At 39.0% G+C, this 16033-nt stretch carries 15 protein-coding genes and 1 other annotated feature; of the genes, 14 read left to right on the top strand and 1 reads right to left on the bottom strand.

Annotated features, from left to right (window positions below):
• Positions 1-19: 19 nt before the first annotated feature.
• The 7 genes from hemC to ysxE all read left to right on the top strand — a co-directional run bounded on the left by hemC (position 20) and on the right by ysxE (position 7399).
• Entirely contained in the window at positions 20-955 is a 936-nt protein-coding gene (gene hemC, locus CEF19_RS04745) for a hydroxymethylbilane synthase (protein WP_100405018.1), read from the top strand.
• Positions 952-1743 carry a uroporphyrinogen-III synthase gene (locus CEF19_RS04740; protein WP_100405017.1) on the top strand — a complete coding sequence of 264 codons (792 nt, stop codon included), beginning with the start codon at positions 952-954 and terminating at the stop codon, positions 1741-1743. The genes hemC and CEF19_RS04740 overlap by 4 nt, the downstream gene beginning before the upstream one ends.
• On the top strand, positions 1740-2723 hold the full coding sequence (gene hemB, locus CEF19_RS04735; RefSeq protein WP_100405016.1) for a porphobilinogen synthase: 984 nt from the start codon (positions 1740-1742) through the stop codon (positions 2721-2723). Before CEF19_RS04740 ends, hemB begins: the two co-directional genes overlap by 4 nt.
• Before the next feature lie 15 nt (positions 2724-2738).
• Positions 2739-4028, top strand: coding sequence for a glutamate-1-semialdehyde 2,1-aminomutase (gene hemL, locus CEF19_RS04730; protein WP_100405015.1), 1290 nt, complete (start codon positions 2739-2741; stop codon positions 4026-4028).
• Positions 4029-4269: 241 nt separating this feature from the next.
• Positions 4270-5469 carry a stage VI sporulation protein D gene (gene spoVID / locus CEF19_RS04725; protein WP_157800882.1) on the top strand — a complete coding sequence of 400 codons (1200 nt, stop codon included), beginning with the start codon at positions 4270-4272 and terminating at the stop codon, positions 5467-5469.
• A gap of 14 nt (positions 5470-5483) precedes the next feature.
• Positions 5484-6389 (top strand): hypothetical protein, encoded by a 906-nt coding sequence (locus CEF19_RS04720; RefSeq protein ID WP_100405013.1) that lies wholly within the window; start codon positions 5484-5486, stop codon positions 6387-6389.
• On the top strand, positions 6386-7399 hold the full coding sequence (ysxE, locus tag CEF19_RS04715; RefSeq protein ID WP_100405012.1) for a spore coat protein YsxE: 1014 nt from the start codon (positions 6386-6388) through the stop codon (positions 7397-7399). The genes CEF19_RS04720 and ysxE overlap by 4 nt, the downstream gene beginning before the upstream one ends.
• A gap of 37 nt (positions 7400-7436) precedes the next feature.
• Here ysxE and CEF19_RS04710 read toward each other — a convergent pair whose 3' ends face one another.
• The gene (locus CEF19_RS04710; protein WP_100405011.1) at positions 7437-7637 is read right to left on the bottom strand and encodes a hypothetical protein; all 201 of its coding nucleotides are present in this window, start codon (positions 7635-7637) and stop codon (positions 7437-7439) included.
• 224 nt (positions 7638-7861) lie between these two features.
• Positions 7862-8093: a binding site (T-box leader), on the top strand.
• Between the two features lie 52 nt (positions 8094-8145).
• Between CEF19_RS04710 and CEF19_RS04705 the strand changes: the two genes are divergently transcribed.
• From CEF19_RS04705 to CEF19_RS04675, 7 genes are all read left to right on the top strand, one after another.
• Positions 8146-10788, top strand: a complete 2643-nt coding sequence (locus CEF19_RS04705) for a valine--tRNA ligase (RefSeq protein WP_100405010.1) — start codon at positions 8146-8148, stop codon at positions 10786-10788.
• A gap of 158 nt (positions 10789-10946) precedes the next feature.
• Complete coding sequence (locus tag CEF19_RS04700) at positions 10947-12257, top strand: bifunctional folylpolyglutamate synthase/dihydrofolate synthase (RefSeq protein WP_100405009.1); 1311 nt, start codon at positions 10947-10949, stop codon at positions 12255-12257.
• Positions 12258-12744: 487 nt separating this feature from the next.
• Positions 12745-13086, top strand: a complete 342-nt coding sequence (locus CEF19_RS24080; RefSeq protein ID WP_100405008.1) for a competence type IV pilus major pilin ComGC — start codon at positions 12745-12747, stop codon at positions 13084-13086.
• Positions 13087-13183: 97 nt separating this feature from the next.
• The gene (locus CEF19_RS04690; protein WP_227521915.1) at positions 13184-13933 is read left to right on the top strand and encodes a prepilin peptidase; all 750 of its coding nucleotides are present in this window, start codon (positions 13184-13186) and stop codon (positions 13931-13933) included.
• A gap of 11 nt (positions 13934-13944) precedes the next feature.
• Positions 13945-14370, top strand: coding sequence for a type II secretion system protein (locus CEF19_RS04685; protein WP_100405006.1), 426 nt, complete (start codon positions 13945-13947; stop codon positions 14368-14370).
• The gene (locus CEF19_RS04680) at positions 14370-14861 is read left to right on the top strand and encodes a type II secretion system protein (RefSeq protein ID WP_100405005.1); all 492 of its coding nucleotides are present in this window, start codon (positions 14370-14372) and stop codon (positions 14859-14861) included. Before CEF19_RS04685 ends, CEF19_RS04680 begins: the two co-directional genes overlap by 1 nt.
• 19 nt (positions 14862-14880) lie before the next feature.
• Complete coding sequence (locus CEF19_RS04675; RefSeq protein ID WP_157800881.1) at positions 14881-15999, top strand: hypothetical protein; 1119 nt, start codon at positions 14881-14883, stop codon at positions 15997-15999.
• The last annotated feature ends 34 nt before the right edge of the window (positions 16000-16033 follow it).

The raw sequence follows: 16033 nt of genomic DNA, 5'->3' as shown, positions 1-16033 counted from the left end.
ATAGAAGTGGAGGTTCGATATGCGTAAAATCATAATAGGTTCAAGAAAAAGTAACCTAGCATTGACTCAAACGGATTGGGTCATTGACAAGCTTAGCCAACTAGGATTACCGTATGAATTTGAAGTAAAGAAAATCGTGACAAAAGGTGATCGCATTCTAGATGTGACGCTTTCTAAAGTTGGCGGTAAAGGACTGTTTGTTAAAGAAATTGAACAGGCGTTAGAGGATAAGGAAATTGATTTAGCGGTACATAGCATGAAGGATGTCCCGTCTGTCTTAGCTGAACGCTTTACGCTTGCTGCAATTACAGAACGAGAGGATCCTAGAGATGTGCTGATTTCAAACAATCATGTAAAACTTGCTGATTTACCAGCCGGTGCTATCATCGGGACGAGTAGTTTACGCCGTTCAGCACAAATTCTTGCTAACCGACCTGATTTAGAAGTGAAATGGATTCGAGGGAATGTTGAAACAAGAATGCGTAAACTGAAAGAGGAAGATTTTGATGCAATTATACTTGCGGCAGCTGGTCTAAAGCGTCTAGACTTTCCAGAAGAGATGATAACTGAATATTTGGATCCGGAATTATCTGTGCCTGCAGTAGGTCAAGGTGCACTTGGCCTGGAGTGCCGTTCCGATGATGAGGATGCGGTGGAACTTTTGAAGAGAATTAATGACGATGCGACTGCGAGAACTGTCACAGCTGAACGAACATTTTTACATAAGATGGAAGGTGGCTGTCAAGTTCCAATTGCAGCGTATGCGACATTGCAAGAAGGCGATAAAATCTCGCTAACGGCTCTTGTGGGTTCTCCTGATGGGAAAATAATTATTAAAGAAACATTGCAAGGTGATGATCCTGTTTTGCTAGGGGAAGAAATTTCACAGCGATTACTCGACCGAGGGGCGAAAGAAATTCTCGATAAAGTCAAGAAAGAGCTTGATGAACAATGAACAAAGCTTCCTTAGCTGGGAAACATATACTTGTCACACGGGCAAAAGAGCAGGCTAAGGTTTTGTCACAACGAATTCGGGAAGCGGGCGGTATACCAATAGAGGTACCGCTTTTGGCTTTTCAAAGACCACAAAATCAAGAAGTCATACCTGAAGTCATTTCTAGGTTAGCTGAATTTGATTGGCTTGTATTTACGAGTGCAAATGGAGTACGCTTTTTTATGGAGCATTTTCAAGACAATACCAAAAATAAGAACGTTCGACTTCCGAAAATTGCTGTCGTAGGAATCGAAACGGCAAAAGTGTTACACTTGTATAAAGTTAAAGCAGATGTCTCTCCAGATGTGTATGTGGCAGAAAGTCTTATTGACTGTCTTAAGGAAAATACAGAACCTGGACAACGGATTTTACTAGCACGCGGAAATTTAGGACGTTCAATTTTAAACGATAACCTTTTAACATACGGGCTAGAGGTAACGGATTTAATCGTATATGAGACAGTCTTACCTAAAGAGGCTATCATTGAGATGAAGACTTTGCTAGATAAAAGTATGATCCCAGATGTTGTAACATTCACAAGCTCCTCAACGGTTCAACACTTTATCCAGTTATTACAAAAAATAAATCAGTCCGAGCGATTTAATCCAGTCATGGCTTGTATTGGTCCAGTCACTGCTCAGACAGCAAAGAAGCTAGGTCTTTCTGTAGAGATTATCCCCAAAACATATACAGTTGAAGGGTTAGTGCAGGCAATTTGTACATACATAGAGGAGGAAAACCTAAAATGAAAGATTTAGCGTTTCGTCGGCATCGCCGTTTGCGTCAATCAGCTTCAATTCGAAATATGGTTCGTGAAACACACTTACATACAGAAGATTTTATTTACCCAATTTTCGTTATCGAAGGGGATAATATTAAAAACGAAATTAAATCAATGCCTAACGTGTACCAATGGTCATTGGATTTAATTGATGTAGAGGTTGCTGAAGCCGTCGATCTAGGCATCCAATCAATTATTCTGTTTGGAGTTCCATCTGAGAAGGATGATGTGGGAACCTCAGCTCATCATGACCAAGGTATTGTTCAAAAAGCGATTCGTCAAATTAAAGCAAATCATCCGGAGTTGACGGTGATTGCAGATACATGCTTATGTCAATTTACCGACCATGGTCATTGTGGAGTCATTGAAGATGGAAAAATTCTGAATGATCCTTCTTTAGATTTGCTTGCTAAAACTGCGATTTCTCAAGCTGAGGCAGGTGCTGATATTATTGCACCTTCCAATATGATGGACGGATTCGTTGCGGCGATTCGCCACGGTCTTGATGAAGCCGGATTTCAAGAGGTACCGATTATGTCGTATGCTGTAAAATACTCTTCCGCATTTTATGGTCCGTTCCGTGATGCAGCACATAGCTCACCGAAATTCGGTGACCGTAAGACATATCAAATGGATCCAGCCAACCGCTTGGAAGCGATTCGTGAGGCAGAATCAGACATCGAAGAAGGTGCTGATTTTTTAATTGTTAAGCCAGCCCTGTCTTATCTTGATATTATTCGTGAGGTAAAAGACTTTTCCGGGTATCCCGTTGTCGCGTACAATGTAAGTGGAGAATACTCAATGATTAAAGCAGCTAGTCAAAATGGGTGGATAAATGAAAAAGAAACGGTACTAGAAAAGTTAACAAGTATGAAACGAGCGGGTGCAGACATCATTCTCTCCTATCATGCCAAGGATGCAGCGCGTTGGTTACAGGAAACAAAATAAGAAGGGAGCGGTTTGATGCGTAGGTTTGAAAAATCGAGTGCAGCATTTCAAAAAGCAAAGCCCTTAATGCCAGGTGGCGTTAATAGCCCAGTGCGTGCGTTTAAATCTGTGAAGATGGACCCCATTTATATGGAGCGTGGAAAAGGGTCAAAGATATATGACATTGATGGGAATGAATTCATTGATTATGTTCTTTCATGGGGACCGCTAATTTTAGGGCATGCCGATGAGCAAGTGATTTCTGAGTTAAAAAAGACGGCTAATCTTGGCACGAGCTTCGGAGCCCCAAGTGAGCTCGAAACTAAATTAGCTGAACTCGTTATTGAGCGTGTGCCTTCTATTGAAGTGGTTCGAATGGTAAACTCGGGGACAGAAGCAACGATGAGTGCACTTCGTCTGGCGAGAGGCTATACAGGCCGTAATAAAATCTTAAAGTTTGTTGGCTGTTATCATGGTCACGGGGATTCGCTATTAATTAAGGCAGGATCAGGTGTTGCGACATTAGGCCTCCCCGACAGTCCAGGTGTTCCTGAATCAGTTGCTCAAAATACGTTAACCGTTCCTTATAATGATATTGATAGTGTTCGTTATGTGTTTGAAAAGTTTGGTGACGATATTGCAGGCGTAATCGTTGAGCCAGTCGCAGGAAACATGGGAGTGGTTACACCAAAAGCAGGGTTCTTAGAAGAACTGCGTCGCATCACCGAAGAAAATGGAACGTTACTTATCTTTGATGAGGTGATGACGGGCTTTCGTGTAGGCTATAACTGTGCGCAAGGAAAGTTTGGAGTCATACCAGATTTAACATGCTTAGGAAAAGTAATTGGTGGTGGTCTTCCTGTTGGAGCATACGGTGGGAAGCGAGAAATTATGGAACAAATTGCACCAAGTGGTCCGATTTATCAAGCGGGGACATTATCGGGCAATCCTCTTGCGATGACAGCAGGCTATGAAACACTCTCCCAACTTACCGAAGCTGACTATGACCGTTTTGAAGAATTAGCCAAGCGTTTAGCAGATGGCTTATCAGAAGCGGCGAAAAAACATAACATTCCTCACCACATTAACCGCGCTGGTTCCATGGTTGGCTTTTTCTTCACAGGAGAAGAAGTAACAAACTTTGAACTTGCGTCAACTGCTAATTTAAATTATTTTACTAGCTACTTTCAAGAAATGATCCAACAAGGAATTTCTTTACCCCCTTCACAGTTCGAGGGGATGTTTCTCTCAACGAAACACACGAACGAAGACATTGATAAAACGATTAACGCAGCTGAAATAGCTTTTTCAAAATTAAAAGGTTAGAGAGTAACAATCAAATAAACCAATCAAGGTATGACTTCACACACGAAGTCATACCTTTTTTTATAGGCGACAACTCGTTGGCACCGGCAGCCGAGGAACGAGGCTAAAAGATATAGGGATTCAAAAGAATAGAAGGAAGTCATGCTTTTTATCATATTTCTCGGTAACTTGTCATAGAGTGGTATTGTACTGAACACGAACGTAACAGATATGGATGATAAATGATAAGGAGGAATGTGACATGTCACAAGAACGTCTATCAAAGCTTTCATTTTCGATTGAGGAATCAGTCTGGTTAAATAAAGATCAAGAAATTAAAGAAATTATCTCGATGTCACTAGAGCCTGAAATAACAATTGAAGAAAGAGAACAGCATGTTTATATTAAAGGTGGCCTTCGGTTATTAGGTGAATATCGAACAGGTGAAGATGCGGCTGAGTTGAGTGAAGAAAAGTCTTTAGAAGAGCAACTGAGCTTTCGTTCTGTTGAAGAAATGTCGACTTTCACTAGTAGTACGGGACAAATCAAACACTACTTCCCAATTGACGTGACCATTCCGCTTAACCGTATTCAAAAGTTGGACGATGTCTATGTGCAAGTTGAGTCTTTTGACTACGACATTCCGGAAAAAAGTTGCATTCAATTAACAGCGGATGTGAGTATTAGTGGAATGAGTCAACCAGAACAAGAAGTCCCCGTCGAGGAGCCAGTAAGAGAGCTTGAGCAAGCACCTATATTAGAAGCAGTACCTACTTCATTTTCTTTTGAAGCAAAGAAGCAACCTGATATTGAAATGGCCCCACCACCGTCTTCATTTAATGCACGGATGGAAGAGGATGTAAGTGAAAAGTCGTTTAAAGTAGAGCCGGCTGAAAAACATATTCACATCCCTCCTGTTCAACAACGACAAGCTGAAGAGGAAGAATATGAAGAACCTGCTTTTGTGGAAGAGTCAGCCCCTGAAGAAAGTCCAGAGGAAGCTGAGGAGATTGGTGAAGAGACTCTTCGTGCAGACGAAGATGAGATTGTTGAAGCAGTCGAAGAACCTGAGACTGCCGAGGAACCCGAGATATCAGAGACGAAAATTAATCTAGCTCCTTTAAAAGAAATGGTCCGTCCAAAAGAGATAGTAGCAGCAAAAACGGTGAAAGCAGAAAAAATAAAAAAAGCAGAAACTAAAGTAGTAGACACCGAACGAGAACCGGAGGAGAAGCCGAGTCTTAAGGAAGAAAATGCCTTATATTTAACGAAAATGCTTGCTAGAGAAGAAGAACGATTTTTAAAATGGAAAATGTGTATTATTCAACAAAATGAATCTCTAGATATTATTGCCGAACGCTATGACGTCACTACGAGTCAGCTTGTTCGAATCAACCGGCTTGAGCAAGAGCAGGTGGAGGAAGGGCAGATCCTTTATATTCCTGTGACAGCCCAATCCTGAGAAGGAGTTATCAAATGGAACTGTTGGATTGGATTAAAGAACAATATCAATGGCGTGACGTTGAGTTTGTCAATGAGGCTATCATTGAAACTGAGCATGGCCGAAAAAGAATTTGTTCGTGGAAAGATAAGTCACTTCTTGAGTGGCATACCACGTGGCGTGATCGTTGTAGCGTTACGCCCCACCTGCTCATGAATCGAATGATTCGTAACAAAGACCAACAAAGTTTTGTCGAGTGGAAGGATGGCTGGTTAACGGCGCATGATGAACCTACTGACATCTTTCCACAGCAAGGCGAAGAAGTGATATGGGGTGCCTTATTAAGTACCATGATTCAAGAAGGGAAGAAAGTTGAGTTAGCAGGTGCTAAATTAAGAGATCACAATCCTTCTTTAGAGGAACGAGAAGATGTTCTTAATGCCCTTGAAATTGAGGATAAGGACCTTGTATTTTCTTGCTTGATGGAGGCGAAGATTCGCCAAAAAAAGGCAGCTCTTCTTCGTGAAATGAATCATGATGAAACCTTACCGTTTTTCGTTCCAATTTCATCACCTCAACAAGCAAAACAAGTATTTGATGTCTTCATTTGGTGCGGGACAGATGAACCGCCAGAAAAAAGCTATCAACCATTGCGTACGTTTCTAGGAGATTGGCTTTATCAACATGGGCAAGCCTCAGTTGAAGATCTTCTAAATTCAATGTACGACCACGGAGGATTAACAAAAGAACAAGGACTGCTCTTATTAGCAGAATGCCTTGAGCCAACAGAGCTAAGAAGACTTACATCGGATCGCGGAGCTAACGAGAAGCACGTAACATCCGAAGAGGTGAGAGCATTTATGAAGGAATGGAATCAAACAAAACAACTTGTAGGGGTTTTAAGTGGTTGGTTAGATAAGAAAAAGAAGGTGTTAACATGAACCGGGAGACCGAGAATTGGTATAAATCACTCCTGTTTTCGTATGACCTTTATCCAGAACGAATTGAAGATTATGGTAAAGTGAAAAAAATCCATACTAGACGAGGCGATTTTGCATTAAAGGAAACGTCGATGAAACCTGCCGAAGCGGATGAATTTATTCAAGGAATTCGTAAATTAATGAAATTGGGATTTAAACAAGTGGTCCCAATTCTACCAACCAAATTTGGTGAGTATACCATATCAACACAAACAAATAGTTATTACCTTATGCCGTGGATTGAGCCTGTTGAATATATGGGAAGAGAAACTCAGGAAGAAAAACTAGCTGCTCAAATAGGTGTTATCCATCGTTTAACCGTGAGAACTCAAGAGTTTTCACAAGAACAGGTCGAGCAATCCTATCAGCAACTCCTTTTACAATGGGAACGAAAGAGACTTGATCTCCAAAGCTTTGCTGATGCGGCCGAGAAAAAAACATATATGTCTCCATTTGAGTTAACATTTTTAACACATGCCCATATGCTTGAACAAATGGCCGAGGTTGCTACGGTTCACTTGCGAGCATGGTATGATAGCTGTTTAGAGAAAGAGAAATATCGCAGTGTTCTCTGTCATGGTAAACTTTCACGGACTCATGCGTTATTTAATAACGAGAATGAGCCAATGCTTCTTAATTTTGAACGGGCCAGTCTTGATACACCAGCAAGGGATTTAGCTAGTTTTTGTCGCTTAAGTTTTCCTTATGCCTACTGGTCAGAAGAAGAAGTATTGCGCTGGTTTATGAGATATGAGCGTCATTTACCATTACTAGAAGAAGAAAAGCAGTTATTATGTGGGTACCTAAACTTTCCAGATCCAATTGTGTATTCCGTTGAACAATATGTAAACAATCGCCAAACAATGAGTGAACTTCAACATGTCCAGCGATTGGAGAAACGATTAACAGCAATGAGAAAAGTACAAAGACTCACTCAGAAATTAATCATCGTGAAAACGGAAGAAAATTGACGTTCTCTATTTCCTTTAGAGAACGTTTTTTCTAGTTTTAAAATAGACGTAACATCAAGGACGCATACAACACGATCATAATAACAAGTAAGATTACATCAAATGTAGAGGGAAATAATAAAGTGCGGAGACATTGAAAGCAAATGAGTGGAACTAATATTTGTATTAAAGCAGCACGAATTTTAAACCAAATACCAGGACGATGGTGATGATGGAAGCGATTAAACTTTCGCCTCATATAAAAAACCTCCTTTCACGTACTTTCTTTATATCAACCTATGCATGAAATACGAACTTGTGTCATCAAAACGAGTGTATCTAAAGCTAGACAAAATAACGTAAACTCCCTCAATAATGAGAGAATTTGAATATAGCTTTGCAAAAAAGGCGATGCTGTTATTGACGAATAATCATGAGTTGGATAAAATAAGTTGGAAGAAGGATGAAACGATAAATTAAACATGAGATGCCTAGATTGGGAAGAGTAGGTTCGGAACCTTGTAGAGAGAGAAATCATTAGCTGAAAGATTTCTTAAGATGTACGAATTGAACGTCACCCAGGAGCAGCTTTACTGAAAAAGAGTAGGTGAAGTCGGTTTTAACCGTTATCTGAATGAAGTGTGTACGAAAACCAGCAATTTGGTGTTTTGTACAAACAAAGGTGGTACCGCGAGTTTCTCTCTTCGTCCTTTGGATGGAGGGGGTTTTTTATGTTCTTATTGAACGAAATAAGGAGAGTGAATCAAATGGAAAAAGATCAATTATCAATGCCTACAAAGTACAATCCACAGGAAACAGAAGAAAAGTGGTATGCCTATTGGTTAGAAGGAAAGTTTTTTGAAGCGACTGGAGATACGTCGAAGAAGCCGTATTCAATAGTTATTCCCCCACCCAATGTAACGGGTAAACTTCACTTGGGACATGCCTGGGATACCACATTACAAGATATTTTGTCCAGGGTAAAGCGTATGCAGGGATATGATACGCTTTGGTTACCTGGGATGGATCACGCCGGAATTGCGACGCAGGCAAAAGTTGAAGGGAAGTTACGAGAAGAAGGTTTAAGCCGTTATGATTTAGGTCGTGAGAAGTTCATCGAAAAATCGTGGGAATGGAAGGGAGAGTACGCTAGCTTTATCCGTGACCAATGGTCAAAGCTTGGCTTGTCTCTTGATTACTCACGTGAGCGCTTTACCTTAGATGAAGGGCTTTCCAAAGCGGTTCGAGAAGTTTTCGTAAAGCTTTATGAAAAAGGCTTAATTTACCGTGGAGAATATATTATTAATTGGGATCCAAAAACAAAGACAGCATTATCAGACATCGAGGTTATTTATCAAGATGTACAAGGTGCATTTTATCATATGAATTATCCCCTTACTGATGGTAGTGGACAAATCGAAGTGGCCACAACAAGACCAGAGACGATGCTCGGTGATACAGCAGTTGCTGTGCATCCCGAAGATGAACGCTACAAGCATTTAATCGGAAAAACGGTTACATTGCCAATCACTGGTCGAGAAATTCCGATTGTTGGCGATGATTATGTTGATATGGAATTTGGTTCAGGCGCAGTGAAAATCACACCAGCTCATGACCCGAATGATTTTGAAATCGGAAACCGCCATAATCTCGAACGAATCCTTGTGATGAATGAGGATGGAACGATGAACAAAGTAGCTGGCAGATACGAAGGTATGGACCGATTTGAATGTAGAAAGAAAATAGTTAAAGATTTACAAGAGCAAGGCATCCTTTTCAAAATTGAGGAGCATATGCATTCAGTTGGTCACTCTGAACGAAGTGGAGCAGTTGTTGAACCATATCTTTCAACACAATGGTTTGTAAAGATGCAGCCTTTAGCAAATGCCGCGATCGATCTTCAACAAACAGAAGAAAAAGTAAACTTTGTTCCAGATCGTTTTGAGAAAACCTATCTTCGTTGGATGGAGAATATCCGCGATTGGTGTATTTCAAGACAGCTATGGTGGGGTCATCGTATTCCTGCTTGGTATCACAAAGAAACAGGGGAAGTATTTGTTGGCCATGAAGCGCCAAGTGATATAGAGAATTGGAAGCAAGATGAAGATGTTCTCGATACGTGGTTTAGTTCTGCGCTCTGGCCGTTTTCTACAATGGGTTGGCCTAACGAAGAATCTGAGGACTTCAAGCATTTCTATTCTACAAATGTACTTGTAACAGGTTATGATATTATTTTCTTCTGGGTTTCTCGCATGATCTTCCAAGGACTTGAGTTTACAGATAAAAAACCATTTGATGACGTGTTAATCCATGGTCTTGTTCGAGATTCAGAAGGACGAAAGATGAGTAAGTCACTCGGAAACGGTGTCGATCCTATGGACGTTATCGACAAATATGGAGCAGATGCGCTTCGTTTCTTCCTTTCTACTGGAAGTTCCCCGGGAAATGACCTGCGTTTTTATTGGGAGAAGGTCGAATCGACTTGGAACTTTGGGAATAAAATTTGGAATGCATCGCGTTTTGCTTTAATGAATATGGAAGGCTTAACGTACGATGAAATAGACTTATCAGGAGGGAAGTCAGTTGCTGATAAGTGGATTTTAACGAGACTGCAAGAAACGATTACTGATGTAACAAGACTTATTGATGCCTATGAATTTGGTGAAGTTGGTCGAGTTCTTTATAATTTCATCTGGGACGATGTATGTGACTGGTATATCGAAATGGCGAAACTACCTTTATATGGAGAAGACGAGACAGCTAAAAAGACGACAAGATCCGTTCTTGCTTACGTCTTAGACCAAACAATGCGACTTCTTCATCCAATGATGCCATTTATTACCGAGGAAATATGGCAGCATTTGCCGCACAAAGGCGAATCCATTACAATTGCCTCGTGGCCTGAGCAAAATGAAGCATTGATGTTTGCTGATGCAGTAAAGGATATGGACTTACTAAAAGAAATCATCCGTTCTGTTCGTAATACGAGATCTGAGTTAAATGTACCGATGAGTAAGCAAATCGAGCTTCTAGTTCATGCAAAAGATGAAAAGATTCTAGCGCAATTAGAACGAGGTAGAAGCTTCATCGAGAAGTTCTGTAACCCAAGTAAACTTCAGATTGCGACGGGTCTAAAAGCGCCAGATAAATCAATGTCACAAGTATTATCTGGGGTAGAACTATTCCTTCCACTCGCTGGTCTCTTAGACATTGACGCTGAGATTGCCAGACTAGAGAAAGAATTAGAAAAGCTAGATAAGGAAGTAGAGCGCGTAGACAAAAAGTTAAACAATCAAGGCTTTATCGCGAAAGCTCCAGAAAAGGTAATTGAAGAAGAGAAAGCTAAACAAGACGATTATAAGGCGAAACGTGAAACAGTGAAAGAACGAATTGCCGAGTTGAAAGCTTAGAGTGTTTGTTGAAAAGGGTTTAATTAGATAGAATAAGAATAGAACCATAAGTCGAGGGTGTTTTAAAAGGGAAATGTAACCTTTTAAGACACCCTCATTTAAGTTCGGGATTAACCATATAGGAGAAATAATTAAAATTGTGGAAATGAGGGTTTAATATGAGGAGTTTAGAGGAATGTATAAATTGGATACATAGTCTACTACCATTTGGGGTAAAACCTGGTTTAAAAAGAATGGAATGGATGCTTGATAGAATTGGTAACCCCGAGAAGGATCTTCGTGTTATTCATGTTGGTGGGACAAATGGTAAAGGGTCAACAGTCAGCTTCATGCGTCATATTCTTCAGGAAGAAGGGTATACAGTAGGGACATTTACTTCTCCATATATTGAAATGTTTCAGGAGCGTATTTCTGTTAACGGGGTTGCGATTGAGGACGAAGCTTTAATTACTAGTTGCAATCGTCTCTTTCCTCTTGTTGAGGAATTAAAGAACAGCGAACTCGGGTCTCCGACAGAGTTCGAAGTGATTACAACCATTGCCTTTGACTATTTTTCGAATACAGCTAGACCAGATATTGTTTTGTTAGAAGTTGGTTTAGGAGGACGGTTAGATTCAACCAATGTACTGACTCCACTTCTTTCGATTATTACATCGATCGGTTATGACCATATGCATATTCTTGGCAACACACTTGAAGAAATTGCCTCAGAAAAAGCAGGAATTATTAAATCGAATGTTCCCGTTATCGTTGCGAGTGAATCTGATTCAGCTTGGGAGACGATTAATAGAGTAGCTAAAGAAAGAAAAGCCCAAAGCTACCGATATGGAAGTGATATTGCTGCAACCATTGACTCAGTAACAGAAGATGAGCAATATTTTTCTGTCCAAACGAGTTCTAAGCAATTTCAAAATCTAAGAATTCAAATGAAAGGGCATCATCAAATTGAAAATGCCGCGCTCGCCATTTTTGCAATAGACTTATTAAGGCAAAATCACCTCTACGAAATTAGTGACGAAGCTATCAGAAAAGGGTTAGCAAAAACGTCTTGGATTGGACGGTTTGAGACGGTTCTAACGACACCTCTCGTTGTGATTGATGGTGCGCATAATAAGGAAGGATTCAAAGCACTTCACCAAACACTACAAAATCATTATCCTTCTAGAAAGTACCGATTTTTAATTGCTGCTACACAAGAAAAAGATATGAAAGAATTGCTAGCCCCGTTTAAAGAAAGTGAAGCTAGTTTTGTATTCACAAGCTTTCAATTTTTTCGGGCTCAACAAGCAGAGATTCTCTTTGAACAAGCCCCTGTGAAAAATAAAAGGGTTGTATCTAATTGGCAAGAAGAGATGAAGTATCTAATAGAGGAGTGCCAGAAGGATGAAATGATTGTTGTTGCAGGTTCGCTCTATTTTATCTCAGAAGTACGAAGGTATTTAAAAGACTTATCTAGATATTGCTTATAAGACAACAAATCTAGTAAGAAAGTAGCGATTAATATAAACCAATAAATTAAACACAAATAGATTTAATTACATGTTATATTTAAATAGAAGTTGAATAGACAAAAGTCTTTATAAATTGTAAATAATAGCCATTTCACATGTTATTTCCCAGTAGATAGATGTTGTTTTACTGGGAAGGGCAGTCTATAATACAGGTAATTAGTCTAATTTAAATTAATTTAATCTCAATTTATGTAGTTCTAAAGTTTCATTTTGGTGCGTTTGTCTGGAAAAGGGATTTATGATCCGTGACGTATAGTTGGGCGTCTACATTCGCGGGGAACTAGTGGCACAACCAACCTTTACATGACTGTCAGTGTAGTAAGGTTTTTTTGACTAGTGTAAGTTTGCTTTCGATAGTATTACAAAACCTAGTAATTTATTTATCGGTTTAAAGAGTTACTGCTCTTGACATAAAAAATATCGGTTCAGGGAGAGGATTTACAAAATGAGAAAGTTAATAAAGCAGCATTTGAAAAATCAAAAAGGTCTAACATTAATTGAACTATTAGTTGTTATTGTTATTTTAGGGATTATTGCTGCGATTGCAGTTCCATTGGTTATGAGTAATAGAGAAGATGCTGCTCAGGCAGCTGCAGCACAAACAAATTCAATTATTCTTGATGCGGGGAACAGATATCAGACAATTGAAGGGACTCTACCAACTAATTTTGGCGAACTTGCCACCTATATTGATATCAATTCAATAAGTTGTCCAGCTAATCGGGGGGTAGCATCAGTAGATTCTACTACACCATATGATCCTTCTTTATGTGACGAATCCGAATAATAAAATAGTTTTTAATTTAATATAAAATTAGCTGTCGCTTCACGGCGGTAGCTTTTTTTAACTTAATTATGTAAAACAATGAGAAGGGAAGATTTATGTGTTAATAATTGATATATACGTGATAATCATCGGCCTACTTTTAGGTAGCTTCTTTAATGTCGTTGCGATTCGTTTATTAAAAAAAGAATCGATTGCCTTTCCTCCATCTCATTGTCCCACCTGCAAACATAAGCTGTCTGTCCTTGATTTAGTCCCAGTGATAAGTTATTTATTTTTAAAAGGAAAATGCCGCTATTGTCGCACACCCATTTCACCACTGTATCCTACGGGAGAAATGTTAACGGTGGTTTCGGTATTTATTGTATATAAGGAGATTGGTGTTTCTTTCGAATTAATTCCTGCTTTCATGTTAACGATACTGTTAATTATTTCTGTTTTAACCGATATAAGAGAAAAGCTAATTTTAGATATTGTTACCTTACCTTTTATTGGGCTATTTGTCATAACTCGTCTCTTTATTGGCGATGCACCGATTTGGTACTATATTGTTGGCGGAATAGTAGGATTTTCGTTATTACTTCTGATTTCAATTGTCAGTAAAGGAGGCATGGGCGGAGGCGATATTAAGCTTTATGCGGCAATCGGTATCATCTTAGGACCATGGTTAACCGTAATGAGCTTCGTCCTTGCGTCCTTTGTTGGAGCAATTATAGGTGTAGGCCTTCTTTTTATAGGGAAAGTAAAAAAGAAACAACCTATTGCTTTTGGACCATTTATCTTGATAGGTACGTTAACAGCCTATCTATTTGGGACCAATCTATGGACTTGGTATATTAGCTTTTTTTAAGGATGAGTGCAATGAAAAATGAAAAGGGAATTACGCTTGTTGAGTTATTAGTATCAGTTGTCATTTTAGGAATGGTTTTAGTTCCTGTATTAACAATTATGTCAGGTACGTCGATAAGAACCGATAATCAGGAAAAGTCAACTAGTAATGCTTATATCGCTCAAGATGTTATGGAAAAGGTAAGAATAAATGAAGGAATTTATAAGATTAACCGCAATGAAGATGATTCTGCACAAACTTTTTGTGCTAGTAATGTTACAGAAGCTTGTTCTGGATTTTTAAACATTGCTTTTGAAACAGAACTTAACTTAAATGATGTTCAAATTGTAGAGATAACCGCCGAAATGTATTCAGAAAATGCTAGCTTTAACGAAGTGACTGTGAGTATAAGAGATTCGGTGAATAGGATTGAACTTGTAACGTTGGTGAAAAAATAATGAACTATCAAAAACAACAAGGAGTTACATTAGTGGAGCTTTTAGTCATTATTGTGATAATGGTTGCCATTACGGCACCTATTATTGCGATTGTGTCTCATTCGTTGCAAACGGAGAGGGAAGTTTCAAACAGAAATCATGGTCAACGAGAAGCTCGTTTTATTATGGAATATGCAACTGGAAAAATGCGAGATAGCGGAAACTACTGGTTTGTTGATGGAGATAATTGGGTTCTGTGTTCCTATGAAGAGGGAACAGGGTGCACGGAGACGTTTTTAACGTATTCACCTATGAAACAAGAAATGAGAATGGGAGGAACTGGTGATCGAATATTATCCGAAGAAGTCAGATTTCAATTAAATCCAGGTCCATTAACCCTTTCTTCCCCTAACCTTTCTGCTTTAGATAGAAAACAAGAAGTAACGATTGAAATCACGAAAGCAAAACAAGTAATCGAGCTCAAGAGTAATGTGTACTTTGATAGATTTTAACTAAGAGAGGTGAATGGTCGTGAAACACCTACAAAGCCAAAGAGGGGCCGCACTAATTCTTGTATTGTTTATCGTTGTTTTTATAGCCATTGCTGGAACAATGATGCTGAACTCAACCATCTATAGCCAAAAAACGATTCTTGCAAATGAAGAAGTTCAGGGTGAGTTTTATCGAGCAGAAGGGGCTCTTGATCTTGTCCTTGAAGAAATGAATCAATATGAAGGCGATTTTATAGAATGGCGTGATGCTAATGGAGAGGTTTTCTATGACAGTAAGGGCGAACCTATCTTAATTCAGCAAACTGGACCATTTTTTTATTTAGAAGATAATGTAACACCTTCATCAATCGAAATTGGATCAGAGATAATAAAAGTAAAGATGGACGCTGAATTAGTTAACCCAAACCAGTATATAGCAACAATTACTGCGAACTATTTAAATAAAGATTCTTCGATAAATAGAGTGTTAGAGTTGGATGTTTCAAAATTAGAGACACCGAAAATAGAGTACTCTGGTGGCAATGGAGCATTGGAGGGGCCTATCCAATATGTTTCAAGCTTTAATCATAATGGAAGTACGGTGCATGATGAATTAGATGTTGAAAATACGACGGTGAATATGACAAATTCAACATTTCAAAGTATAAAAAATCATTTAAACACTCCTGTTACGCATGACAAGTTATTTAATATTACTGAATCTCATGAGTTTCCAGCTGGTAGACATTATCCCAACTCAATAAATTATAGCGGGAATGAGAACCAAATAGACATTAAACCAGGAGCTGTTGTTTTTGCGAAAAACGTTAATTTAACTGGTGGGGGTAATTCAAGTTATTTCAAAGTAGATGGGATACTTGTTGTTGATGATTTAAATGTATCAGGAAATATACCTATCATTATCAATGGGGCACTTATCGTCATGAACCATGTAAACATTACTGGTGGAGCTGACATTACAATCAATTCAGGTATCATTGCAAATAATTTTGCCACAACGGGCGCAAATCGTTTTGGAGGCATGGCAAAAGGAATTAATTGTTCTCTTTTGGGGATTTCAAACTGTGGAGGAACTCCAGAGGTCAGTCTTTGGACTTCTTCCATTTTAAATATAAAGTATCAAACGTTAAGAAACTAACAGATTTATAACAACGATTGAAATTATGATAGTA

It is taken from the genome of Bacillus solitudinis, assembly GCF_002797395.1.
Lineage (GTDB): Bacteria > Bacillota > Bacilli > Bacillales > Bacillaceae_D > Halalkalibacter_A > Halalkalibacter_A solitudinis.
The sequence above is the reverse complement of the archived record's forward strand: the minus strand, read 5'-3'. Positions and strand labels throughout refer to the sequence as shown.